This is a genomic window from Marinobacterium aestuariivivens (assembly GCF_042661465.1).
Lineage (GTDB): Bacteria > Pseudomonadota > Gammaproteobacteria > Pseudomonadales > Balneatricaceae > Marinobacterium_A > Marinobacterium_A aestuariivivens.
Genome location: NZ_JBHSWE010000001.1, coordinates 684,802 through 709,608, shown reverse-complemented (window position 1 = coordinate 709,608; position 24,807 = coordinate 684,802). Strand labels below are relative to the sequence as shown.

Here is a 24,807-nt window from a genome sequence, read left to right as displayed (position 1 = left end):
GGCCGAAAAGCGGCGCCAGAGCCGGGTCGGTCTGTTTACCGTATCGCCGTCGGTACTGGTGCTGCTGATCTGGATGGCCGTGCCGCTGGCGATGACGGTCTATTTCTCGCTGATTCGCTACAACCTGCTCTATCCGGGTGACAACGAATTCGTCGGCTTCGAAAACTTCTACTACTTCCTCACCGACGAAGGCTTCGTCCACGGCGCCTTCAATACCCTCTGGCTGGTCGGCGCGGTGCTGCTGATCAGCGTCGTCGCCGGGGTGCTGATCGCGGTGCTGGTCGATACGCCTTTCTGGGGCCGGGGGATCGCCCGGGTGCTGCTGATCTCGCCGTTCTTCATCATGCCGACGGTCAGCGCCCTGGTGTGGAAGAACCTGCTGCTGCACCCGGTATCCGGGGTCTTCGCCGCCGTCTGGCGCTTCTTCGGCGCCACGCCGGTGGACTGGTTCGCCGAGTATCCGCTGCAGGCGATCATCCTGATCGTGTCCTGGCAGTGGGTGCCCTTCGCGGTGCTGCTGCTGATGACGGCGATGCAGTCCCTCGACCAGGAGCAGAAGGATGCCGCCCGTCTCGACGGCGCCGGCCCGATCGCCATCTTCTGGCACATCACCCTGCCGCACCTGGCACGACCGATCGCGGTAGTGGTGATGATCGAGACCATCTTCCTGTTGTCGATCTTCGCCGAGATCTTCACCACCACCGGCGGCGGTCCGGGCTACGAGACCACCAACCTGGCCTACCTGATCTACAGCCAGGCGCTGCTGCAGTTCGATGTCGGCATGGCGAGTGCCGGCGGTCTGGTGGCGGTGGTGATCGCCAACATAGCGGCCTTCATCCTGATCCGGATGATCGGCAAGAATCTCACCGAAAAGGCCTAGGAGCATGGACATGACTCACTATCGCGCATCACAGACCATCCTGCTCCGGATGATCGGCGCTCTTATAACCAAGACGCTCACCGAGAAAGCGTAGGAGACGGATCATGTTGACCCTGAAACAAAGCCGTCGTCTGCAGACGGTGCTGCTCGGCGGCCTGGCCTGGCTGGTGGCGCTGACGATCTTCTTCCCGATCTTCTGGATGGTGCTGACCAGCTTCAAGACCGAGATCGACGCCTTCGCGACGCCGCCGCAGCTGTTCTTCACGCCGACACTGGAGAACTACATCCATATCGACGCGCGCAGCGACTATTTCCACTTCGCCTGGAACTCGGTGGTCGTATCCTTCGGTTCGACCCTGGCCGGGATGCTGCTGGCGGTACCGGCGGCCTATTCGATGGCCTTCTTCGAAACCAGGCGCACCAAGTCGACGCTGCTGTGGATGCTGTCGACCAAGATGCTGCCGCCGGTCGGCGTACTGGTGCCGATCTACCTGCTGTTCAAGGATGCGGGCCTGCTCGACACCAAGACCGGCCTCGTCATCATCTACACCCTGATCAACCTGCCGATCATGGTGTGGATGGTATACACCTACTTCAAGGAAATTCCCAAGGACATCCTCGAAGCCGCGCGCCTCGACGGCGCCACCCCCGGGCAGGAGATCGTGCGGGTGCTGCTGCCGATCAGCAAGGGCGGCCTGGCCTCGACGGTGCTGCTGTCCCTGATCCTGAGCTGGAACGAGGCCTTCTGGTCGCTGAACCTGACCGCCTCCGCCGCCGCGCCGCTGACCGCGATGGTGGCGTCCTATTCGAGCCCCGAAGGGCTGTTCTGGGCCAAGCTCTCGGCCGTCTCGACCCTGGCCTGCGCACCGATCCTGATCTTCGGCTGGCTGAGCCAGAAACAGCTGGTCCGCGGTCTGTCCTTTGGCGCCGTCAAATAACAAGAGGTTTTCCCCATGGCTGATCTGACTATTCGCAACCTGAAAAAAGCTTCGAAGACATCGACATCATCAAAGGCATCGACCTGGACATCAGGGACCACGAGTTCGTGGTCTTCGTCGGCCCGTCCGGCTGCGGCAAGTCGACGCTGCTGCGCCTGATCGCCGGCCTCGAGGAGGTCACCAGCGGCAGTATCCATCTGGACGAGCGTGACATCACCGACGTGGCGCCGGCCAAGCGCGACCTGGCGATGGTGTTCCAGACCTACGCCCTCTACCCGCACATGACGGTGCGCAAGAACATGTCGTTCGCCCTGGAGCTGGCCGGCGTCAGCAGAGCCGAGATCGACAACAAGGTCAACGAGGCCGCCAAGATTCTCGAACTCGGCCACCTGCTGGAGCGCAAGCCCAAGGCACTGTCCGGCGGTCAGCGCCAGCGCGTGGCGATCGGCCGCTCCATCGTGCGCCATCCCAAGATTTTTCTGTTCGACGAACCGCTGTCGAACCTCGATGCGGCGCTGCGGGTACAGATGCGCCTGGAGCTGGCGCGGCTGCACCACGAACTGAACGCCACGATGATCTACGTCACCCACGACCAGGTCGAGGCGATGACGCTGGCCGACAAGGTGGTGGTGCTTAACGGCGGCCGCATCGAGCAGGTCGGCTCGCCGCTGGAGCTCTATCACCATCCGGTCAACCAGTTCGTCGCCGGTTTTATCGGCACGCCGAAGATGGCCTTCCTGAAAGGAAAGGTGGCAAAAGCCGAGCATGCCGGCGTCAGCGTGGCGCTCGACTGCGGCCCCGAATATCAGCTGGCGCTGGATGGCAGCGGTCTCAAGGCGGGCGATGCGGTGACTCTCGGTGTGCGGCCCGAGCATATCCAGGTGGTCGCGGCCGATGCCAGCCCGTTCCGGGTCACCCTGGACGTCACCGAGCACCTGGGCGCCGACACCTACTGCTACGTCAAGGCGGATAACGGCGAGACGCTGACCGTGCGCGCCGGCGGCGATTTCGCCGGCCGTTTCGGCGAGCAGGTGGGACTGGCTCCGGAGCTGGCGCACTGCCACCTGTTCGACAAAGAGGGCCGGGCGGTGCCCAAGCCCGGCGCTCCGGCCCAGGCCGCCTGACCATAGTGGGAGCTGCGCCCCGCAACGAATGAGGTTTCTGCATACCTCCGTGCCAACGATATTCGCACCGGGGCGGCGCTCCTACGGGCCGACCGAACGCCGTAGGAGCTGCGCCCCCGCAGCGAATAAAGGTAGCGCCCAGACACACCTAAACGCCATTACCAATTCCTTTATTCCAGCCCAAGGTAACGAACAGATGAAACTCAAGGCTGAAAGCCTGTCACTTTTGGGTGACGATATTCTCAAGCCCGCCTATGATCGCAGCGCGGTGACGCCGGGCATACTGCACATCGGTGTCGGCGGTTTCCACCGCGCCCACCAGGCCGTCTATACCGAGCAACTGCTGAACCGAGGCAAAGCGGGCGACTGGGGCATCTGCGGCGTCGGATTGCGCGCCGAGGACAGAGCGATGCGCGATGCCCTGGCGGCCCAGGACTACCTCTATACCCTCTATGAACTGGGGGATGGCGACGACACCGGGATTCAGGTCGTCGGTGCCATCCTGGACTTCGTGCTGGCCGCGGACGGCCCCGAGGCTCTGCTCGCCCGGCTGACCGATCCGGTGATACGCATCGTGTCGCTGACCATTACCGAGGGCGGCTACTGCACCGATGACAGTACCGGCGAATTCCTGGCCGAGCTGCCGGAGATCCGCCATGATCTGGAGAACCCGCAGTCGCCGAAAACGGTGTTTGGCTTCCTGGTCGAGGCGCTGAAACGGCGGCGCGATGCCGGTATCCGGCCCTTCACCGTCATGTCCTGCGACAACCTCCCGCACAACGGCGAGGTGGCCCGCAATGCGCTGCTGAGCTTTGCCGCCCTGCGGGACGAGGCGCTGCGGGACTGGATCGCCGACAATGTCACCTTCCCGAATGCCATGGTGGACCGCATCACACCGATGACGAGCCCCGCCCATCGCCAGCAGCTGCTGGACGAAACCGGTATCGAAGACGCCTGGCCGGTGGTGGCGGAACCCTTCCTGCAGTGGGTGCTGGAGGACAAATTCTGCAACGGCCGTCCGGACTGGAACGAGGTCGGCGTGCAGTTCACCGATGACGTCACGCCCTATGAAGAGATGAAGATCGGCCTGCTCAACGGCGGTCATCAGGCGCTCGCCTATCTTGGCGCCCTGCTGGGGCATCGCTACGCCCACGAGACCATGCAGGACGCGCAACTGCGCGACTATGTGCGGGTCTACATGGACAGCGACGTCACGCCCTACCTGGAAGAAGCGCCGGGCATCGACCTTGCGGCCTACAAGGACAGCCTGATTCAGCGTTTCTCCAACACCGCCATCTGCGATCAGCTCAGCCGCATCGGTTATGACGGCTCGTCCCGTTTGCCGAAGTTCGTGCTGCCGACCCTGCTCAGGCAGATCGAGGCGGGCGCGCCACTGCATCGCACCGCATTGATAATCGCCGCCTGGTGCCAGTACCAGACGCGGATCGACCAGAACGGCAATCCATTCGAGGTCGGCGATCCCCGCAGCGACCTGGTACGGCAGGCGGCCCGTCCGGGTGACGACCAGGTCGAGCGTTTTCTCGGCATGGAAGAGGTGTTCGGCCGCAGGATTCCTGAATCGGCGGCCTTCGTCGAGGCTTTCCGGCTGCAGCTTGAGCGACTGCAGACACTGGGCGTGCGCGCCACCCTCGAACGGTGCATGGCGGACGAGGGCTGATGACGTTTGCGATCTTCGATATGGACGGCCTGCTGATCGACTCGGAGCCGGTCTGGATGGCGACACAGCGGGCGGTGATGCAGGAAGGCTACGGCCTGACCCTGAGCGACACCCAGTTGCAGGCCTTTCAGGGGCGCAGCAGTCGGGATTTTTGCCAGACGATGGCGCGATGTCATCCCGGGCGGGGCGTCAAACCCGATGAGCTGCTCGACGAGTTGCTCCAGCGCATGGAGCGGGCCATCGTCGAGGCGCCGCTGATGCCGGGCGCGCGGGCGCTCGTCGATTGGCTGGCCGGGGAAGGGGTACCGATGGCGATCGCCTCGTCGTCGCCACTTGCCTTTATCGAGGCGGTCGTCGAGCGACACCGGCTGCCGGTGCGGGTGCTGGCCTCCGGTACCGAGGTGCCGAGGTCGAAGCCGCATCCGGCCGTGTTCGAGCTGGCGGCCGGGCGTCTTGGCGCCGAGCCTGCGCAGTGCCGGGTCTGGGAGGACTCGGTCAATGGTGTGGTTGCCGCCCGGGCCGCCGGCATGACGGTGACCGCAGTGCCGGATCCGGCCCACCCGGCACCCCAGAAGTTCAGTATCGCCGACCATATCCATCGCAGCCTGCACCAGAGCCTGAGCGAACTGCAGACTGCCGGGACGGCACAAACAACAGAATAACAGGAGTCACCATGTCCAACCTGCTGGAACAACTCAAGCAACTGAGCACGGTGGTCGCCGATACCGGCGACCTCGAGGCGATCCGGCGCTTCGCGCCCCAGGATGCCACCACCAACCCGTCGCTGATTCTGAAAGCGGTGCAGTCCGGGCAGTACGATGCGCTGCTCGACGACATCGTCGCCGTCGCCCGCGACCATAACGGCAGCCTCGACGAAGCCATCGACGAGGCCTGCGACCGCCTGGTGGTGGCGATGGGCTGCCTGATCCTCAATCATGTCCCGGGCCGGGTCTCGACCGAGGTCAATGCCCGCTTGTCGTTCGACACCAAGGCCAGCATCGCCAGGGCGCGCCGGCTGGTGGCACTGTACGAAGAGGCCGGTATCGACCGCGACCGCATCCTGATCAAGCTCGCGTCCACCTGGGAGGGTATCCGTGCCGCCGAGGTGCTGGAGCGCGAGGGCATCGAGTGCAATCTGACGCTGATCTTCAGCTTTGCCCAGGCCCGCGCCTGTGCCGAGGCCGGCGCCTTCCTGATCTCGCCGTTCGTCGGACGCATCCTCGACTGGTACCGCAAGGCCAACCCCGACACGGATTACGCACCCGACGAAGAACCGGGCGTGCTGCAGGTACGGGAGATCTACCGCTATTTCCGCCGTCACGGCTATCCCACCGTGGTGATGGGGGCAAGTTTCCGCAACAGCGGCGAGATCCTGGCACTGGCAGGCTGCGACCGCCTGACCATCAGTCCGGCACTGCTCGAGGAATTGGCCCACACCGAAGGCTCCGTCGAGCGGGTGCTGGCCGACAGTGGGGAGCGTGCCGGGCGCCCGGCGCCAATCGGCGAAGCCGAATTCCGTTGGCAGCTCAACGAGGACGCCATGGCGACCGAGAAGCTCGCCGAGGGCATCCGCGGCTTCGAGGCCGATCAGCTGAAGCTCGAAGCGCTGCTGCGCGAGCGCCTGGCAGGAGGTGCCGCATGAACGCCCCCGCCGCTCACAGCGAACTGAGCCGCCGTACCCTGGCCAACGCCGTCCGCGCCCTGAGCATGGACGCCGTGCAGCAGGCCAACTCGGGCCACCCCGGCGCGCCGATGGGGATGGCCGATATTGCCGAGGTGCTCTGGCGCGACCATCTGCGCCACAGTCCGGTCAATCCGGACTGGCCCGACCGCGACCGCTTCGTGCTGTCCAACGGCCACGGCTCGATGCTGCTCTACAGCCTGCTGCACCTGAGCGGCTACGACCTGCCGCTCGATGAGCTCAGGCGCTTCCGACAGTTGCACTCGAAGACCCCGGGCCACCCGGAATACGGCTATGCCCCCGGCGTCGAGACCACCACCGGCCCGCTGGGGCAGGGGCTCGCCAATGCCGTCGGACTGGCGCTGGCCGAACGAACGCTGGCGGCGCAGTTCAACCGGCCGGGCCATGCCATCGTCGATCACCACACCTACGCCTTCGTCGGCGACGGTTGCCTGATGGAGGGGATATCCCACGAGGTCTGCTCGCTGGCCGGCACCCTGGGACTGGGCAAGCTGATCGTAATCTACGACGACAACGGCATCTCCATCGACGGCGAGGTCGAGGGCTGGTTCAACGACGACACGCCGGCGCGCTTCCGCGCTTACGGCTGGCAGGTGATCGAGGCGGTCGACGGCCACGACGTTGTCGACATCGATGGGGCTATCCGCGATGCGAAGGCCGAGACGCAGCGGCCGAGCCTGATCTGCTGCAGGACCACCATCGGCTTCGGCTCGCCAAACAAGGCCGGTACGCACGACTGCCACGGTGCCCCTCTGGGCGACGACGAGATCGCCGCGACCCGTGACGCGCTCGACTGGCCCCATGCACCCTTCGAGGTACCCGACGATATCCGCAGGGCCTGGGATGCCCAGGATGCCGGCGCCGCACTGGAGCTGGACTGGCGGCATCGATTCGAGGCTTATCGCGCCGCGCATCCGGCGCTGGCTGCCGAGTTCGAACGTCGCCAGGCCGGCGAACTGCCGCCGAACTGGAAGGCATTGAGTCTGGAGCTGTTGCAGCGCTGCCAGCAGCAAGGCCGCACCCTGGCGAGCCGCAAGAGTTCGCAGGAGGTGCTGGAAGCCCGGGGCCGGCCTTGCCGGAGCTGCTCGGTGGCTCGGCGGACCTGGCGCCGTCCAACCTGACGCAGTGGTCCGGCTCGAAAGCCGTTTCGGCCGAGGCCGCAGACGGCAACTATATCCATTACGGCGTGCGCGAATTCGGCATGAGCGCCATCATGAACGGCCTGGCGCTGCATGGCGGCTTCATCCCGTACGGCGGCACCTTCCTGATGTTCATGGAGTACGCCCGCAATGCCGTACGCATGGCCGCGCTGATGGGGATCCGCAATATCTTCGTCTATACCCACGATTCCATCGGTCTCGGCGAGGACGGCCCGACCCATCAGCCCATCGAGCAGCTCGCCAGCCTGCGGCAGACGCCGAATATGGAGTGCTGGCGTCCCTGCGATGAAACCGAAACCGCAGCCGCCTGGTGTGCCGCGCTCGAGCGCACCGACGGCCCCAGCGCGCTGGTGCTGTCGCGACAGAATCTGCCGGCGCAGGCGCGCGATGGGACGCAGCTGAACGACATCGCCCGCGGCGGCTATATCCTGCGCGACTGCAGCGGCACCCCGCAGCTGGTCCTGCTGGCCACCGGTTCCGAAGTGGCGCTGGCGCTGGCGGCGGCCGACCGGCTGACGGACAGGGGGCTGGCGGTCCGGGTACTGTCGTTGCCCTGCGTCGAGCGCTTCGCCAAACAGGAACCGGCCTACCGTGACGCCGTGCTGCCGCCGGCGGTTCGCGCACGGGTGGCGATCGAAATGGCGCAGCCGGACGGCTGGTATCGCTGGGTGGGTCTCGACGGCGTGGTGATCGGCATGGAAACCTTCGGTGAATCGGCACCGGCCGCGGACCTGTTCGAACATTTCGGCTTCACCGCCGAGCAGGTCGAGGCCGAGGCGCGGGCGGTACTGGCACGATTGGACGGGAGGGCCTGAGTATGTATCTGGGCGTGGATTGCGGGACCCAGGGCACCAAGGTGGTGATCCTGGATCCGGAAAAGGGCGGCCTACGGGGCGAGGGCTATGCGGCCCACGCGCTGATCAGCGAAGCCTCCGGGCTGCGCGAGCAGGAGCCGCGATGGTGGGTCGATGCATTCCGGCGGGCCTACCGCGATGCACTGGAGCGTGCCGATATCGACAGCCGCGCGATCCGGGCAATCGGAGTGTCCGGCCAGCAGCACGGGCTGGTGGCGCTGGACGCGCGGGGTGAGGTGATCCGGCCGGCCAAGCTCTGGTGCGATACCGAAACGGCGCCGCAGAACGCCGAGCTTTTGCATCGCCTCGGCGGCGAACAGGGGTCGATGGAACAGCTCGGGCTGGTGCCCGCCACCGGCTACACGCTGTCGAAACTGCTCTGGCTCAAAACACAGGAGCCGGAGAACTTCGACCGCATCGCCCATCTCCTGCTGCCCCACGATTATCTCAATTACTGGCTCAGCGGCGAGATCGCCGCCGAATACGGAGACGCTTCGGGCACCGGCTATTTCGATATCCGCACACGGCGCTGGGCACCCGAGGTGCTGGGGCTGATCGAGCCGTCCGGCCGTCTCGAGCGCGCCCTGCCGCCGCTGCTGGAGGCGCAGCAGCCGGTCGGCCGGGTGCGCCCCGATGTGGGACGAGAGCTGGGGCTGGGTGACGACGTTTTGGTTGCCAGCGGTGGGGGTGACAACATGATGGGCGCCATCGGTACGGGCAATATTCGTGGTGGCGTCGTCACTCTGAGTCTCGGCACCTCGGGCACGCTCTACGCCTTTTCGGAACGGGCGCCGCAGCAGCAGCGGGCGCTCGTGGCGCCGTTCTGCTCGTCGAGCAATGGCTGGCTGCCGCTGATCTGCACCATGAACCTGACCGGCACCGCCAATGCGGTGCGGGAGATGTTCGGCCTGGATCTGGTGCAGTTCAACGCCGAGGCGGCCCGGGCGCCAATCGGCTGCGACGGCGTCACCATGCTGCCGTTTCTCAGCGGCGAACGGGTACCGGCGCTACCCGGGGCAACCGGCAGCCTGCTGGGACTGAACATGCAGAACCTCAACGCCGCCAACCTCTGTCGTGCGGTGCTGGAGGGCACCACCTTCGGCCTGCGCTACGGGCTGGACCTGCTGCGCGACTCGGGCATCGCGACGCGCGAGCTGCGCCTGATCGGCGGCGGCGCCAGGAGTCCGTTCTGGCGTCAGATGGTCGCCGATATCATGGATACCCGCGTCCTGTGCCCGACCATCGGCGAGGCGGCGGCGCTCGGTGGCGCCCTGCAGGCGGTTTGGTGCGAAAGCCATGAAAAGGGGACACCACTCGCGCTGGATGCGCTCTGCGAGCGCTACGTCGCGCTGGACGATAGCTGCGCGGTGGAGCCGGATGCAGCGGCGGTCGCCGCCTACGGTGACAGCTACGCTCGCTACCGGCAGCAGCTGTCGGCCCTGCATCCGGGGGCCTGATGCCGTTCAGGTGGGATGGATGCAGTCGTTCTCGTGCCGGCGCACCTGGATGGTGGCCTGGAACAACAGGTCGTTGACCTCGCGCAGCCGGCGGCTCAGTTCGCGGGCCAGGTTCATGTAGATCATGGTGAACTGACCGGGGTCCTTTTCGTACAGCTCGTGCAGGGCCGAGGCCGACAGTTCGATGGCGCTGCAGTCCTCGAGGGCGCGCACGCTGGCACTGCGGGGGCAAAAGTCGATCAGCGCCATCTCGCCGAAGCAGTCGCCCTGGGCCATGGTGCTGATGCGGTATTCCTGTTCCTGCCAGTTTCTCAGGATCTCCACGCGGCCCTTCTCCAGCACGTAGAGTTCCCCCGCGGGGTCGCCCTCGTTGAAAAAGTAGTCGCCGGCATTGCAGGTCAGGATCCGGCTGCGTGCAAGCAGAAAGGCCAGTACGTCGTCGGTGATGCCTCCGAAGATCGGCATCTGTTGCAGCAGCTTCAGTCTTGCGTCTGACATGGCGTCTCCTGCGTTCAGAACTTTCGCGTCGGGGGCTTCAGGGTTCAGCACCATGCCTTCCCGGGCGACCAGGGATCCCGGACGCCTGCGGTCCAGCTCCTGATCGAGAACCGCGAGTTCGGCATCGGTGCGCTCGGGCGCATGGTGAAAGACCACCAGAATACGGGCATTGGCCTGTTCGCAGAGCGCCAGGCCTGCCTCCCAGGTCGAATGCCCCCAGCCGACATGGGCCGGATAGTCTTCGTCATTGTAGGTGGCGTCGTAGACAACAATATCGGCATCCCGGACCAGGTCCGCGATGTCGCGGTCGTAGCCCTGGTCCGGATGCTCGGTATCGGTGATATAGCAGATCGAGCGGCCGTCGTAGTCGATGCGATAGCCGGTGGCGCCATCCGGATGATTCAGGGCCACGGTACGCACCCGGATCTCCGGTGCCAGTTTCAGCTCGTCGCCGGCACTGAAATCACGAAAGCTGAAACGCGCCGACATCTGTTGCAGCGGTACCGGGAAAAAGGGCGGCTGGACGAAACGGTGCATCGCCACTGCGATACCGCCGTTGCAGTCCCCGGCCCAGATCCGCAGGTGACTTTGCGGATGATAGGCAGGCCTGAAGAACGGCAGGCCGAGAATATGATCGTAGTGAATATGGCTCAGCAGGATGTCGGCCTCGATCCCATCCCGGGCGCGCAGGCTTTCGCCGAGCGGCTGCAGCCCGGTACCGGCATCCAGTATCAGCATATGGTCGCCAGCCCGCACCTCGATACAGGAGGTGTTGCCGCCATAGGTCAGGGTGTCGGGCCCCGGGCAGGGGCAGGATCCCCGCACGCCCCAGAACCTGAGATAGAAATCGTCTGCCATTCGCGCCTCGCCGGCCGTGCCTTTATGCTCCCTACTACCTCAGTGTAGGAGTTGCAGCGTCGTTGTCGACAGGGGCGTAGGCGCGCAGGAACATATCGACGCACAGCGTCAGGTAGCGTTGGTACTCGTCGTCGGCCATCAATCCGCCGACATTGAATTCCAGGCGCATGCGTTGTTCGCCCTGCACCATCTTGAGAAACTGCACGGCCGCGAAGCGGGTTCGGGTATGCACAGTCGGCCGCTGCGGTTGAACCGTTCGAGCAGCGCTGTCAGCAGGCCGATGACACGTTCGGGGCCGGCTTCGTAGAACAGTTGTGACAGCTGCGGGTAGGTCTCGGCTTCGCTGATGCAGGTACGGGCGACCTGAACCGATTCGCGGGACATCATCAGGTCGGCGAATTGCCGGGCGACGCTCAGCAGCTGGCTTCGGGGATCTGAAGACGGATCGAACAGCTCGGGCGTCAGCTGGTGGGCGATGCATTTGCAACCGATCGCCGCGACGAACAACTCCTCCTTGCTGCCGTAGTGGCTGTAGACGGTCTGCTTCGATACCCCGGCGCGTTTCGCGATCTGGTCCATGCTGGTGCTGGCAAATCCCTGTTCTGTAAAGAGTTCCACCGCCGCGTCCAGGATCTGAAAACCCTTTTCTTCGCTCTTGCTTCTGCTGTTGTTCATCGATCACCAATTATCATACTGGACAGTCCAGTTTGATGTTACTAGACTGCCAAGTTAATGGACTGGACGGTCCAGTTTAAGTTCCTTCACCTGGGGCGAATGTAGCATGAACAGGCAGCGGTTGCTTTTCCGGCTTCTGAAAAATGCGGGTGGGCCGGCATTTATCCTGGTCCTCTCCGGGGCATTGGCGATGCTCGGCGGCTGCAGTGACAGCGCTGCCACCGACGCCGCGGGTCCCCGGTATCATCCGGCACAAAGCGTGCTGCTGCAGTACCAGACCGGTTACAGCGTCCCGCGGACTTTTGTCGGCAAAGTGCAGATGCGGCAGAATGCCAGTGTCGGTTTCGAACAGCATGGCAAGGTTGCCCGGATTCTCGTCAACGAGGGCGACAAGGTTGCGCACGGCCAATTGCTGGCGCAGCAGAACATCGAACTGCTCGAGGTGGAAGGCCGGCAGTTGCAGGCGCAGCATGAGCAGGTCGATGCGGAACTTGCCCTGATCCGCGCCAGCCTCAAGCGCCAGCACGCACTGCAGAACCGCGGCTACGCGTCGGATCAGACGCTCGACGAGTTGCAGGCCCGGCAACTGGGCCTGCAGGCGAAACGGCGCAACGTCGAGGCCGCCATCGCCGCCAATCGCCTGCGCATTGAAAAATCCGCTTTGCGGGCACCCTTCGATGCGGTGGTCAGCGAACGGCGGGTGGACGAGGGTGAAGTGGTCGGCGCTGGTGCGCCGGTGTTGACGTTGCTGCAGCAGTGGGCCCCGGAAGTCCGGGTCGGCGTGCCGGTCGAACTGGTCGACCAGATCGCAGCGAAGGTATCCCGTGATCTGCGCGTCGGCGACAGGCAATATCGGGCACGTTTGCTGACCGCCGGCGCCGATGTCGATCCGGTCACCCGAACCGTGCAGTTGCGCTTCGAACTGCCCCGCAATACCGGCCTGGTCAACGGCCAGCGTGCCTGGCTGTCGCTGGAGCAGCATTACAGGACGCCGGGCTTCTGGGTACCGTTGACCGCGCTGACCGATGCGCCCCGCGGGCTCTGGAACCTTTACACCCTTGAGCCGACCGGTGACGGCCAGCTCTATGCGCTGCAGAGTCGCAACGTACAGGTACTGCACGCCACGGCCGAGCGAGCTTACGTCAGTGGCACGCTGCAGGAGGGCGAGCGTGTGCTTACGGCCGGTCTGCAACGGCTGGTGCCGGGGCAGATGGTCCGGCTGGCGGCGGACGAACGGCTGGCGGGAACCACGCCATGAGCCGTTGGCTGCAGAACGGGCGTCTGCTGACGCTCTGTATCGCCATCCTGCTGGTGGCCGGGCTGGGCGCGCTGGCGACGCTGCCGCGCACCGAAGATCCGCGCATTCTCAACCGGGTCGCGATGGTCATCACCGCGCTGCCCGGCGCCAGTGCCGAACGCGTCGAGGCGCTGCTGTCCGAGAAGATCGAAAACCGCCTGCGCGAGCTGCCGGAGATCGAGCACCTGAGCTCGACATCGCGCCCGGGCATCTCGATTGTCCGGCTGGAGCTCAAGGATCAGGTGACCGATACGATACCGGTCTGGTCCCGTGCCCGTGACCTGCTCGGAGACGTCGAAGCCGAACTGCCCGCCGGGGCCGGCAAGCCGGAACTGGACGACAACCGCGGCTACGCTTTCACCAGCCTGATCGCGTTGACATGGCGCGGCGAGGGTGATCCGGATCTGGCGGTGTTGGGGCGCTACGGCGAGCTGTTGCGGGACCGCATGCGCGGGCTGCCGGGCACCGACTTCGTCGAACTCTTTGGCGAACAGTACGAGGAGATCCTGGTCGAGATCGACCCACAGCTGAGTAGCAGCCTGCAGCTGACGCCGGCCGCAATTGCCGGACGAATCGCCCAGGCGGACGCCAAGGTGCCCGCCGGCGAGCTGCACAACGACCTCAACCAGCTGCAGGTGGAGCTGACCGGGGCGCTGGATTCCCTGGACCGGATCCGCGCCGTACCGCTGGCCAGCGATGCGCGGGGCTACCTGATGCGCGTCGGTGACCTCGCCGGGGTGCAGCGCTCCCTGAAAACTCCGGCGGATGAACTGGCACTGGTCGATGGCCGTCCCGCCGTGGTGGTCGCGGTACGCATGCTGCCGGACCTGCGCATCGACCGCTGGAGCCAGGGCCTGCGCGCCGGCCTGGCCGAAGTCGCGGCGCAGTTGCCGGCGGAAGTCGAGGCCGAGATCCTGTTCGACCAGAATCGCTATACCGAGCGACGCCTTGGCGAGCTGGTCGAAAACATCCTGATCGGCTTCTGCCTGATCGCGCTGGTGTTGCTGGTGACCCTGGGCTGGCGCTCGGCACTGATCGTCTCGCTGGCGCTACCGCTGACGGTGCTCTTCACCCTGGCGCTGATGAAAGTTTACGGCCTGCCGATCCACCAGATGTCGGTTACCGGGCTGGTGGTGGCACTGGGCATCATGGTGGACAACGCCATTGTCATGGTCGACAGCATTCAGCAGCGCCGACAGCGGGGCGAGGCGGCGCTGGCGGCGGTGTCCGGATCGATCCGGCACCTCTGGCTGCCGCTGCTCGGCTCGACCCTGACCACCATACTGGCGTTCATGCCGATCGTGTTGATGCCGGGACCGGCGGGCGAGTTTGTCGGCGGCATCGCGCTGAGCGTTATCTTTTCGCTGATCGGCTCCTGGTTGATCGCCCACAGCCTGCTGGCGGCGCTGGCGGGACGCTTTATCCGCCCAGACCCGGGCCGGGAACGCTGGTACCGCACCGGCATCCGGCCGCTGAACCTGGCGACCCGTTTCCGCCGTTCGCTGGAGGGCGCACTGCGCTGGCCCTGGTTAACGCTGGCGATGCTTTGCCTGCTGCCGCTGGCCGGCTTTTTCGGCGCCGGCCAGCTGCGGGAGCAGTTCTTCCCGCCGTCGGACCGCGACATGTTCCAGATTGAGCTGTACCTGCCGGCGCAGACCAGCCTGGTGGAAACCCGCGCCACCGCCGAACGCGTCAGCACCCTGCTGCAGCGGGCCGACGGCATCCAGCGGGTACAATGGTTCATCGGAAACAGCGCGCCCTCCTTCTATTACAACCTGCTGGGGGGCGGCAGGGGACGCCGAACTATGCCCAGGCGATGGTCAGCGCAACCGACGCCCGTACCGCCAACCGCCTGATTCCCCGCTTACAGCGCGAGTTCGACGAACGCCTGCCCGGGGCGCAGGTGCTGGTGCGCAAGCTGGAACAGGGGCCGCCGTTCCAGGCGCCGATCGAACTGAGGCTGTACGGGCCCAACCTGGACAGGCTACAAACGCTGGGGCAGGAGGCACGGCGTATCCTGACCAACACCGACTACGTGATTCACAGCCGTGCGACTCTGCAGCCGGGCACGCCCAAGCTCTGGCTCGATGTCGACGAGGAAGCGGGCCGGCTCAGCGGCCTGAGCCTGACCGAAATGGCGGCGCAGCTGCAAGGGGCGCTCCATGGCGTGACCGGCGGCACGGTGCTGGAAGCCACCGAGTCCATCCCGGTCCGGGTGCGCGTTGCCGGCGAGGGACGGCAGGAGCTGCAGGACCTTGCCAGCCTGAGCCTGGTTTCGCCGCGCTCGGACGACGCCGTGCCGTTGTCGGCGCTGGCAGACCTGGAACTCAGGCCCAGCCGGGGCGCGATACCGCGACGGGATGGCCAGCGCGTCAACGTGATCGAAGGCTATGTGCGTGCCGGCGTGCTGCCGTCGACGGTGCTGGCCGACTACCGCAGCCGGTTGGACGCGGCCGGCTTCAGCCTGCCAATGGGCTACCGGATGGAGTTCGGCGGCGAATCGGCGGGCCGCAACGATGCTGTCGGCAATCTGCTGGCCAGCATCGGGTTGATCGTCTCGCTATTGGTGACCGTGCTGGTGCTGTCGTTTAACTCCTTCCGTCTCAGCGCACTGATCCTGGTGACCGCCGTCCAGTCGGCGGGCCTCGGGCTGCTGAGCATCCGGCTGTTCGACTATGCGTTCGGCTTTACCGGCATTATCGGCCTGTTGGGTCTGATGGGACTGGCGATCAACGCGGCGATCGTGATCCTGGCCGAACTGAAGGCGGATCCGGCGGCGGCGCGCGGCGACCGCGCCGCCATCGTCGCCGCAGTGCGAGGCTGTTCGCGCCACATCACTTCGACCACCATCACCACGGTGGGCGGCTTTCTGCCGCTGATCCTGGCCGGTGGCGGCTTCTGGCCGCCCTTCGCTATCGTGATAGCCGGAGGCACCGTCCTGACCACTTTGCTGTCGTTCTATTTCGTCCCGGCAGCGTTCTTGCTGCTGAGTCGGCGCTGCGCCTTCGAGGTAAGCGGCAGCGATTTCGAGGTGACGCAGCTCCGGGCCGCCTGATATCCAGGTCCGGCTGATCGGGTTCCGGGGACCGGCGCTTCGCCGGAAACGGTCAGGCCAGGTACTGCATCGCGGGACTCCTCCTCTGTCTATACTCATAATCAGACAATGACCGTGATGCCAGTCCCCGGCGCAGTCCGGATGCCATTGTCGACGTCTGCAGATGCGGGCGCGGTGGGTGATTGCAGGCGGGCTGGCAGGCCGGATAACCGGAAACAGTCCATGGCAGTCAGACAGAGCATAAGGCCCCACGAGGTGCTGACCGAGCTGACCCTCGAAGCGCTGAGTCGACAGAACGAGGTCTTCCGGGGCAGCGGCGGCGTCAGTGCAGGCAACAGGTCCCTGGGATTTCGCCCGGCCTTCTACGATATGGATACCGGGACGGTGCATCCGTCCCGGTTCGTCAACGGGCTGGAGGCGCCCATGCACGTGCTTGACGGCTTGCCGGACGATCTTGTGGTGGCGCGCCAGGAGAACGGGCGGGTGACGGCGGTCAAGCCCGGGGTGGTGGCCGGTTTCGTGCGTCAGGACCACTTCTTCACCCGGGAGCAGGCGGCTCTGGCCACGGCCCAGATGCGGGATCCGGCCCACCGGCTCAGCAACCCCGAGGATCACACTCAGCTGCTGTCAATCTGGGAGCGCTTCGTGCAGGACCAGGATTATGCCAGCGGGGCGATCAGGCCCGTGGTCGAGGATTCCTGGCGGCGCTGCCAGCGGCGGGTCGATCCGGAGCTGCGCGAGGCGCCGCTGGTGGCGGACCGGGAGCAGCTCGAATATCGGCGCTACCGCCGTGCCGAGATGCTGGATGCGGCACGGCCAGTAATGCAACGTGTCGGCGAGCTGCTGTTTCATTCCGACAGCCTGGTCTTTCTGGCCGATGACCAGGGGTTGATCCTGGATACCGCGGGGGACCGGCGCATGCGCGGCACGGCCGCCAGCGTCAATCTGGTGGAAGGGGGCTCTGGGGCGAAGAGGCCGTGGGGACCAATGCCATCGGTACGGCCCTGGCGTCGGCGGAACCGATCCAGCTCTACGGCGCCGAGCACTTCTGCGCCGGCATCAAGCGCTATACCTGTTCTGCCGACGTGATTCGGGACCCCCACGATGGCCGCGTGCTGGGGGTACTGGATCTGTCTGGCCGGACCTACAGCTACCAGCGTCATTCGCTGGACTTCGCGATCCAGGCCGCACGCCTGATCGAAGCCAATCTTGTGGCCGGCTATTTTCGCTGCCGCGAACAGGTGATCGAAGGCTCCAGGGAGGCCTTTCGCAGCTGGCAAAGCGACGGGGTGCTGGCTTTCGACCGTCGCGGACGCCTGGTCAAGGCCAGCAGCCTGGCCCACCGGGCGCTGAAGGCGCTGGGTGCGGACCTGGCACTCACGCCCCAGACCCGTTTGCCGGCGCTGGACCTGGATGCGGAAGAGGTCTCTGTGTCGATGCCGCCCTGGCTCTCGCAGTGTCGTCGGTTGCCGATTCGCCTGCGACAGCGCCAGGTCGGCACTCTGGTGGTTCTGCCATTGCGTCACTGAGCGTCCCGGGCACCTGCAATAGTTGCCCGCTGGCATTCGCCAACATCTGCGTCTAACATCCCGCCTTATCGCAACGGAGCCGTCCCGAGCTTCCGTCACACAAACCGGGGAAGGATATCCAATGAGTCTGGCCATCGATCTGAGCGGCAAGAAGGGCATAGTGCTGGGAATCGCCAATGAACAAAGCATCGCCTACGGCTGTGCTGCGGCACTGAGGAGGCCGGCGCGGACCTCTGCGTCACCTATCTCAATGACAAGGCGCAACCCCATGTGGCACCGCTGGCAGACCGGCTCGGAGCGTCCCTGCTGCTGCGCTGCGATGTCTCCCGCGCGAAAGAGCTGAACGCGCTGTTCGAAATGGTCGCCGAAACCTGGCGCCGGGTCGACTTCCTCATTCACTCCATTGCCTGGTCGCCGATCGAGGAGCTGCATGGGCGCCTGCTGGATTCCTCTCCCGAGGGCTTCGCCCGGGCGATGGATATCTCCTGCCACTCCTTTATCCGCATGGCGAAGCTGGCGGAGCCGCTGATGACGGCCGGCGGGACCCTGTTGACAATGAGTTACTACGGCTCGGAAAAGGTGGTCGAGCACTACAACCTGATGGGGCCGGTCAAGGCTGCGCTGGAGAGCTCGGTGCGTTACATGGCGGCAGAACTGGGACCACGCAACATCCGGGTCCACTCGCTGTCGCCGGGGCCGATGCCGACCCGCGCGGCGTCCGGTATCGAGCAGTTCGATGCGCTGATGGGCAGCGCGGTTGAACGGGCGCCATTGCACCGCCTCGGCACGCCGCGGGATGTCGGCACCCTGGCCGCCTTCCTGGTCAGCGATCTGGGCGCGAATCTCACCGGAAGCAACCTCTTCGTCGATGCGGGCGACCATATCATGGCGCATTGAGACAAAGTATCGGTGTTGGGCTTCGCCATTGTTGGGCCTCGGACCAACGGTTCCTGACACCGCCATGCCATCGGATTATCGTAATCACCGCTAATGCAGGATGCCGCCTGGTAGCCTGGAATGAGTGGCACGAATTCCGGGTATATGTCGGAATTCGCCCCTGCGGGGCATCATTCCAACCTACGTCGCTGCAGGATGCTGCGAAGCACATCTTCGAAGCTGTTTTCGGCACCTAAAAAGAGGCCCCGCGAATGCGGGGCCTCTGCGTCGTGGTCAGAGCCAGGTATTAACGCGGCTCGGTCATCAGGCCTCTGACGATGGCGTAGCACGCCAGCAGCAGGACGATGGTGAACGGGAAGCCCGTCGATACCGCCATTGCCTGCAATGCCCCGAGGCCGCCGCCGAGCAGCAGCGCGACGGCGACCATGCCTTCGAAAACCGCCCAGAACACGCGCTGCGGCACCGGGGCGTCGATCTTGCCGCCGGCGGTGATGGTGTCGATCACCAGGGAGCCGGAGTCGGACGAGGTCACGAAGAACACGATCACCAGAATGATGCCGATGAACGAAGTGATCTGGTGCAGCGGCAACTGCTCCAGCATCGAGAACAGCTTCAGCTCGAGCGGTGCATTCGCAACGGCCTGGTAGCCGTCATTGACGATCTGGCTGATGGCCGTGCCACCGAAGGCAGTCATCCAGAAGACGCAGACCAGGGACGGAATCAGCAGTACGCAGGTGATGAACTCCCGCACGGTACGGCCGCGGGAGACGCGTGCGATGAACATGCCGACGAACGGTGACCAGGAGATCCACCAGGCCCAGTAGAAGGACGTCCAGCCCTGGCTGAAGTTGGCGTCGGAGCGACCGACCGGGTTCGACAGCGCCAGCAGGTTTTCGCCATAGGCCCAGAGGTTGCCGAAGAAGCCGCTGAGGATACTCAGGGTCGGGCCGACCAGGACCACGAACAGCAGCAGCAGCAGCGCCAGGCCCATGTTGATTTCCGACAGCCGCTTGACGCCGGCATCGAGACCGGCGACCACCGACAGCAGCGCGATGCCGGTAATGCCGATGATCAGGGCCACCTTGGAGACATCGTTGACCGGCAGGCCGAACAGAAACTCGAGGCCGGCATTGGCCTGTTCCGCACCGTAGCCGAGCGAGGTCGCAAGGCCGAACAGCGTCGCGAATACCGCCAGTATGTCGATGATGTGTCCGGTCCAGCCCCAGATCCGTTCACCGAAGATCGGATAGAACATGGACCGCATCGTCAGCGGCAGCCCCTTGTTGTAGGAGAACAGCGCCAGCGCCAGTGCGACGACCGCATAGATGGCCCAGGGTGCAGCGCCCAGTGGAAGATGGTCGCGGCCATCCCGAGCCGGCGCGCAGCCTCGGCATCCCCCGGCGCGCCCGCCAGAGGCGCCCAACTGTCCGGCGTACCGGCATCCGCGGCAAAGGAGGAGGAGAAGTGCGAAATCGGTTCGGATACGCCGTAGAACATCAGGCCGATGCCCATGCCGGCGGCAAACAGCATCGAGAACCAGCCGGTGTAGGAGTAGTCCGGTGTTGCATCGGTACCGCCCAGGCGGACCTTGCCCAGCGGGGAGATCACCAGTACCAGGCAGAGCACGACGAAGATATTGGCGGCGCCGAGGAAGAACCAGTCGAAGGTCGAGGTCAGCCAGCCCCGAAGCGCATTGAACATCGGGCCGGCGGCATCCTGGAAGGCCAGGGTGAGAAATACGAAAGCGACGATGGTAATACCGGAAATCAAAAAGACCGGGTTGTGAACATCGAGACTGAAGGGGCCGACCTGGGTGCTGATATTATCCTGACCAATCTCATAATCGGTCTCGATCAGAGTGGCGTCGCCTTCTGGGGTTAAATCGGTTGGTTCAGTCATACTGATCCCTCTTTTCTGGCTTATAACTGGGGGCAGCGTGCTTGAGTATCCGCATTATCGGACGACCAGAACGGATACATCGGAATAGGAGGCGAAATAGCCGGCATTGGACGCGAATATATGCTCCGCGAGGCCGGGAACATGCGACGCCATTACGACCAGGTCCGCACCACTGTCCCTGGCGGCTTTCATCAGCGTATCGTCCAGGTCGATGGCGGGGTCGTGGCTGATATAGGCAGCACTGCTGGCTTCCGACAGGCCATATTTGTTGGCCTGGTCTTCACTGAATTTTTTCATCTTGGCCGAGAACTCGGCGGGGGTATGGGCAATAGGGCTCGGCGCCGAGGCGGAAACCCCCACGTAGCAGACCGGTATGGCGTAGAGCTTTGCCAGATCCGCGGCGGTGGTCAGTGCCTTTTCGAGCCGGTCAATATGCGCAAGATCGACGGGTACCATTATTTTGGAATACATCCAGGTTCCTCCTCCATGCTGGTGACAAACGGTCGTCGTACGAAACGGGCCGTGCACCAAACATTATTGCAGATGCCTGAAGGAATTGGGAATTTCAGCGAAAATGGTCGCAGACTGAACAGAATTTGTCGTGATTGCCGCCACCGGTGGCCGGCTTTTGATCAACTTGCCAATGGGTTGAATAATAAATGACTGGCTTTACGAGAGGGGCCAGTGGCGGCGAGGCCGGTCCGGATGGCCGTGAAAGAGCACCGCCGGCAATTGCCGGCGGTGCTCTTTCAATGGGCGGGGTTCAATGGGCGGGGGCCGTCGCGATCGGCTGGCGACGACGTTGCAGACGCTTGCGCAGGGTCAGCGTCAGCACCGAGGCGGCCAGCATCAGCGTGACCAGGTTGGCCAGGATCATCGGCAGGTCGCGCAGGGCAATGCCGTAACCGAGCCATAGCGTCACGCCGAGGGTGAAAATCGAGTACATCGACAGTGAGATGCCGTCGACGTTGCCGGTCCGCAGGATGCGCAGAACCTGGGGAACAAAGGCGGCGGTGGTACAGAATGCCGCCGCGAGGCCGATAAGGGTCGTGTATTCCAAGGTAGCGAAGCCTCGTTTTCAGTCACGCACGGCACGCCGGGCACCGAAGGTGCGTAGCCGGTCGCCAAAAATGGTGTAATCTGGGAGAGTCTGGTAACGGCGACACCCTGTCGCTGTCGTAAATCTCGGCGATTTTAGGGCTCGGGGATGGCTGGGTGCAAGTGATTAGAACGCATCGCATCGATGACGAATATTCACTTAAACGGGGCCTTCATCACATCGACGCCCGAGACTGTCGCTACCGGCTAAATTGGGTTAAGTTCCCTGCACGCATGCTGTGATCAGGAGTGGAAATGGAATTTGCAATACAGGACTGGCACTGGCTGGTATTCGGCATGCTGCTGGTCATGGCGGAGATCTTCATCCCGAGCTTCACCATCTTCTGGTTCGGTCTCGGGGCTGTGATCGTCGCGGCGCTGCTCTGGCTGGTGCCCGATTTCGCCTTCAGCGGCCAACTGGTGGTCTGGGCGCTGTCGTCCAGCCTCTTCACGCTGCTCTGGTTCCGCTTTTTCCGGCCGTTGATGATCGATCGCACCAAGGCCGGCATCGCCCGCGAGGCGATCAGCGGCGAGTGCGGCCAGGTCATCAAGGCGCCAACGCCCGATGGCCGCGGACTGGTGCGATTCACCACGCCGCTGCTGGGCGATGACGAGTGGCACTTTATCTGCGATGCACCGGTAGCCGTCGGCGACCGGGTCTGTGTCAAGGATATATCGGGCAACACCCTTATTGTCGAGAAACGTTAAACGGCCCCTCCCGGGGAGCAATATTATCTGAAGGAGTAGAGCGGCATGCCTGTAGACGGAATCGTATTGGCGGGGGTCTTCCTGGTACTGGTGATCGTAACCGTTGCGGTCGGGGTCAAGACCGTTCCCCAGGGCAACAAGTACGTGGTCCAGCGCCTGGGCAAGTACCACCGCACCCTGGGGCCCGGCCTCAATATTATCTTTCCCTATATCGATGCGGTGGCCTACAGGGTCACGACCAAGGATATCGTGCTCGATATCCCGTCCCAGGAGGTGATCACCCGCGACAATGCCGTGATCATTGCCAACGCCGTGGCCTACATCAATATCGTCTCGCCGGAGAAGGCGGTCTACGGCGTCGAGGATTACAGTATCGCGATCCAGAATCTGGTGCAGACATCGCTGCGTTCGATCATCGGCGAGATGGATCTGGACGATGCCCTGTCGAACCGGGATGCGATCAAGGCCAAGCTCAAGGCCAGTATCTCCGACGATATTTCCGACTGGGGGATCACCCTGAAGACGGTCGAGATCCAGGATATCAACCCATCCGAGACCATGCAGCACGCGATGGAGGAGCAGGCCGCCGCCGAGCGCAGCCGGCGCGCCACCGTGACCCGCGCCGAAGGCCAGAAGGCCGCCGCCATCCTCGAGGCGGAAGGGCGCCTCGAAGCCTCCCGTCGCGATGCCGAAGCCACGGTGGTACTGGCCGAGGCGAGCCAGACCGCGATCGAGAAGGTCACGGCGGCGATCCACAACAACGAATTGCCGGTGATGTTCCTGCTCGGCGAGCGTTACGTCGAGGCGATCAGGGATATGTCCACCTCCCAGAACAGCAAGCTGGTCGTGCTGCCCGGCGATATTCCCGCCGCCGTGCGCGGCATCATGGGCTCGTTCAGCAAGTAGGGCGGTAGCGGTGCGGTGCTCACCGGCACCCTGCGTGGACTACTCTTTGCGAAGCGGCGTCCGGTTATGTAGGGTACCGGTAAGCGAAGCGACCGCCAGGGATGACGGAAGGCCGCCCCGTGGGAAGACTGGCATTGCAGGAGCAAATGTCAGCGTACCGCACTGTCTCAGGATGGCATCTCATCTGCCGGAAGCTTTTCCACCGGCCGCCCCGCCGTTTTGCGGTGCCGCTCCCCCAGTTGCACCAGATACTCTCCGAGCAGCAGGGTCACGACGACACCGCATCCCACCTGGACCAGGAAGAACAGATCCAGCGGCTCGCCCGGTACCCAGAAAAACAGGCCGATGGCGGCCACCAGGATCAGGATGCAGTTGATCGACAACAGCCGGTGGAGCCGTCGGCCCGGGATGCGGAAGCTGCCAGCCCGCTGGACATCGCGTCGGCGCAGTTTCAGATAGGCCAGGTGCATGCCGATATAGGGCAGCAGGAAGATAATGGCGCTGAAGGAGAATAGCGTCCAGAACAGCTCCTCGGCGCTGCCGGCCATCAAGCCATAGAGCAGCAGGGTCGCCGAGCTGACACCGGCGGTCAGCAGGGCGGCTCCGACGGGAGCCCCATGGCGGTGGTGCTTTTTCGCGAAGGCTGCCGGCATTTCCCGTGCCGCCCCCGCCTCGGCCATGGCGCAATTGCCGCCGAGCGTCCAGGTCACCATGGTCGAGAAGAAGGTCAGCAGGGCCGCACCGCCAACCAGCAGCGCCAGGGTTTCGCCCTGTGGCGCGCTGCCGAACAGTTCTCGCAGGCTGACCGCGATAATGTCGACGGTATCGATTCGCTCGGCCGGGACCGCCGCCAGCACCCCGAGGGTACCGAAGATATAGCAGACGGCGGTCAGGAGGCCCGCGATCAGCATCGCCCGCGGGATATTGCGCTCGGGGTTGCGGATGGCGCCGCTCTCGGCACTGATCAGCTCGACCCCGAGACAGCCGTAGACGATGACCGGGATATAGGCCAGCCCCTCGTCGAGGCGTTTCAGTGTGGCGGAAAGGCTCAGGTCGTTGGCGAAGCCGTGCTCGAGCCCGTACAGCAGCCCGCCGGCGCCGAGGGTCAGGATCACCGCGAACTTCAGCGGCGTGCCGAGGTTCGGTATCCACTTGCTCAGCCTGAGCGGCAGGCAGTTGATCCAGGCGGTCAGCCAGCACAGCGCGATACCGAGGCCGATCTGGCCCCAGAGACCGAGATCCGGCTGGAAGAGGGCGGCGAAGATGGCGCCGAACATGATGAAGACCGCCGGCATCCAGAGCGCGATATTGATCCAGTAGAGCCAGGTGATGCGCGCCCCCAGCGGGCGCCGAAGGCGTCGCGGACCCAGGCATAGATGCCGCCCTGCTCCGGATAGCGGGTGCCGAGTTCGGCTGTGACCAGGGTATTGGGCAGGAAAAACAGCACCAGCACCAGCAGCCACCAGAAGATCGCCGATTCGCCGACCGCCGCGGACAGGGCTATCTGGTCGACCAGCAGGATCGCCGAAACGGTATAGAGGGTGATATCGAGGGCGGACAGTGCCTTTCTCTTTTTTCAGAACTACTCATCGTG

The 24,807-nt window shown here is 64.5% G+C and carries 18 protein-coding genes and 4 pseudogenes; 16 read left to right on the top strand and 6 right to left on the bottom strand.

The window, feature by feature from the left end; translation table 11 throughout:
* Nucleotides 1-73: 73 nt before the first annotated feature.
* The 8 genes and pseudogenes from ACFQDL_RS03635 (at nt 74) to xylB (ending at nt 9,793) form a co-directional block, all read left to right on the top strand.
* Nucleotides 74-880 carry a carbohydrate ABC transporter permease gene (locus ACFQDL_RS03635; RefSeq protein ID WP_379912849.1) on the top strand — a complete coding sequence of 269 codons (807 nt, stop codon included), beginning with the start codon at nt 74-76 and terminating at the stop codon, nt 878-880.
* A gap of 104 nt (nt 881-984) precedes the next feature.
* Complete coding sequence (locus ACFQDL_RS03630; protein ID WP_465263944.1) at nt 985-1,818, top strand: carbohydrate ABC transporter permease; 834 nt, start codon at nt 985-987, stop codon at nt 1,816-1,818.
* 59 nt (nt 1,819-1,877) lie between these two features.
* Nucleotides 1,878-2,942, top strand: a complete 1,065-nt coding sequence (locus ACFQDL_RS03625; protein WP_379912845.1) for an ABC transporter ATP-binding protein — start codon at nt 1,878-1,880, stop codon at nt 2,940-2,942.
* Between the two features lie 196 nt (nt 2,943-3,138).
* Nucleotides 3,139-4,620: a mannitol dehydrogenase family protein gene (locus ACFQDL_RS03620; protein WP_379907858.1), complete on the top strand. Its 1,482-nt coding sequence runs from the start codon at nt 3,139-3,141 to the stop codon at nt 4,618-4,620.
* Nucleotides 4,620-5,282: an HAD family hydrolase gene (locus ACFQDL_RS03615; RefSeq protein WP_379907857.1), complete on the top strand. Its 663-nt coding sequence runs from the start codon at nt 4,620-4,622 to the stop codon at nt 5,280-5,282. Before ACFQDL_RS03620 ends, ACFQDL_RS03615 begins: the two co-directional genes overlap by 1 nt.
* Nucleotides 5,283-5,293: 11 nt before the next feature.
* On the top strand, nt 5,294-6,262 hold the full coding sequence (tal, locus tag ACFQDL_RS03610) for a transaldolase (RefSeq protein WP_379907856.1): 969 nt from the start codon (nt 5,294-5,296) through the stop codon (nt 6,260-6,262).
* Nucleotides 6,259-8,297, top strand: a pseudogene (tkt, locus tag ACFQDL_RS03605) (transketolase). Before tal ends, tkt begins: the two are co-directional and overlap by 4 nt.
* Before the next feature lie 2 nt (nt 8,298-8,299).
* The gene (gene xylB / locus ACFQDL_RS03600) at nt 8,300-9,793 is read left to right on the top strand and encodes a xylulokinase (protein WP_379907855.1); all 1,494 of its coding nucleotides are present in this window, start codon (nt 8,300-8,302) and stop codon (nt 9,791-9,793) included.
* A gap of 6 nt (nt 9,794-9,799) precedes the next feature.
* Here xylB and ACFQDL_RS03595 read toward each other — a convergent pair whose 3' ends face one another.
* Both ACFQDL_RS03595 and ACFQDL_RS03590 read right to left on the bottom strand, forming a co-directional pair.
* Nucleotides 9,800-11,149 (bottom strand): MBL fold metallo-hydrolase, encoded by a 1,350-nt coding sequence (locus ACFQDL_RS03595; protein ID WP_379907854.1) that lies wholly within the window; start codon nt 11,147-11,149, stop codon nt 9,800-9,802.
* 34 nt (nt 11,150-11,183) lie between these two features.
* Nucleotides 11,184-11,824 (bottom strand): annotated as a pseudogene (locus ACFQDL_RS03590) (TetR/AcrR family transcriptional regulator).
* Between the two features lie 106 nt (nt 11,825-11,930).
* Between ACFQDL_RS03590 and ACFQDL_RS03585 the strand changes: the two are divergent.
* The 6 genes from ACFQDL_RS03585 (at nt 11,931) to ACFQDL_RS03560 (ending at nt 18,602) form a co-directional block, all read left to right on the top strand.
* On the top strand, nt 11,931-13,082 hold the full coding sequence (locus ACFQDL_RS03585) for an efflux RND transporter periplasmic adaptor subunit (protein ID WP_379907853.1): 1,152 nt from the start codon (nt 11,931-11,933) through the stop codon (nt 13,080-13,082).
* Nucleotides 13,079-14,977 (top strand): efflux RND transporter permease subunit, encoded by a 1,899-nt coding sequence (locus tag ACFQDL_RS03580; protein ID WP_379907852.1) that lies wholly within the window; start codon nt 13,079-13,081, stop codon nt 14,975-14,977. The genes ACFQDL_RS03585 and ACFQDL_RS03580 overlap by 4 nt, the downstream gene beginning before the upstream one ends.
* Complete coding sequence (locus tag ACFQDL_RS03575; protein ID WP_379907851.1) at nt 14,938-16,176, top strand: efflux RND transporter permease subunit; 1,239 nt, start codon at nt 14,938-14,940, stop codon at nt 16,174-16,176. Before ACFQDL_RS03580 ends, ACFQDL_RS03575 begins: the two co-directional genes overlap by 40 nt.
* Nucleotides 16,177-16,398: 222 nt before the next feature.
* Entirely contained in the window at nt 16,399-17,265 is an 867-nt protein-coding gene (locus ACFQDL_RS03570) for a hypothetical protein (RefSeq protein ID WP_379907850.1), read from the top strand.
* On the top strand, nt 17,154-17,705 hold the full coding sequence (locus ACFQDL_RS03565; RefSeq protein WP_379907849.1) for a GAF domain-containing protein: 552 nt from the start codon (nt 17,154-17,156) through the stop codon (nt 17,703-17,705). Before ACFQDL_RS03570 ends, ACFQDL_RS03565 begins: the two co-directional genes overlap by 112 nt.
* Before the next feature lie 270 nt (nt 17,706-17,975).
* Complete coding sequence (locus ACFQDL_RS03560; RefSeq protein ID WP_379907848.1) at nt 17,976-18,602, top strand: SDR family oxidoreductase; 627 nt, start codon at nt 17,976-17,978, stop codon at nt 18,600-18,602.
* 286 nt (nt 18,603-18,888) lie between these two features.
* On the opposite strand, the pseudogene ACFQDL_RS03555 reads toward ACFQDL_RS03560, so the two are convergent.
* From ACFQDL_RS03555 to ACFQDL_RS03545, 3 genes and pseudogenes are all read right to left on the bottom strand, one after another.
* A pseudogene (locus ACFQDL_RS03555) lies at nt 18,889-20,501 on the bottom strand (BCCT family transporter).
* A 54-nt stretch (nt 20,502-20,555) separates the two neighbouring features.
* Nucleotides 20,556-20,972 carry a universal stress protein gene (locus ACFQDL_RS03550; protein ID WP_379907847.1) on the bottom strand — a complete coding sequence of 139 codons (417 nt, stop codon included), beginning with the start codon at nt 20,970-20,972 and terminating at the stop codon, nt 20,556-20,558.
* Nucleotides 20,973-21,264: 292 nt separating this feature from the next.
* Entirely contained in the window at nt 21,265-21,561 is a 297-nt protein-coding gene (locus ACFQDL_RS03545) for a SemiSWEET transporter (RefSeq protein ID WP_379907846.1), read from the bottom strand.
* Nucleotides 21,562-21,854: 293 nt separating this feature from the next.
* Here ACFQDL_RS03545 and ACFQDL_RS03540 point away from each other — a divergent pair, with 293 nt between their 5' ends.
* A complete protein-coding gene (locus tag ACFQDL_RS03540) occupies nt 21,855-22,307 on the top strand; it encodes an NfeD family protein (protein WP_379907845.1) in 453 nt (150 codons plus the stop codon).
* Between the two features lie 45 nt (nt 22,308-22,352).
* Nucleotides 22,353-23,213 (top strand): SPFH domain-containing protein, encoded by an 861-nt coding sequence (locus ACFQDL_RS03535; RefSeq protein WP_379907844.1) that lies wholly within the window; start codon nt 22,353-22,355, stop codon nt 23,211-23,213.
* Nucleotides 23,214-23,380: 167 nt separating this feature from the next.
* On the opposite strand, the pseudogene ACFQDL_RS03530 reads toward ACFQDL_RS03535, so the two are convergent.
* Nucleotides 23,381-24,711 (bottom strand): annotated as a pseudogene (locus ACFQDL_RS03530) (APC family permease).
* Nucleotides 24,712-24,807: the final 96 nt, after the last annotated feature.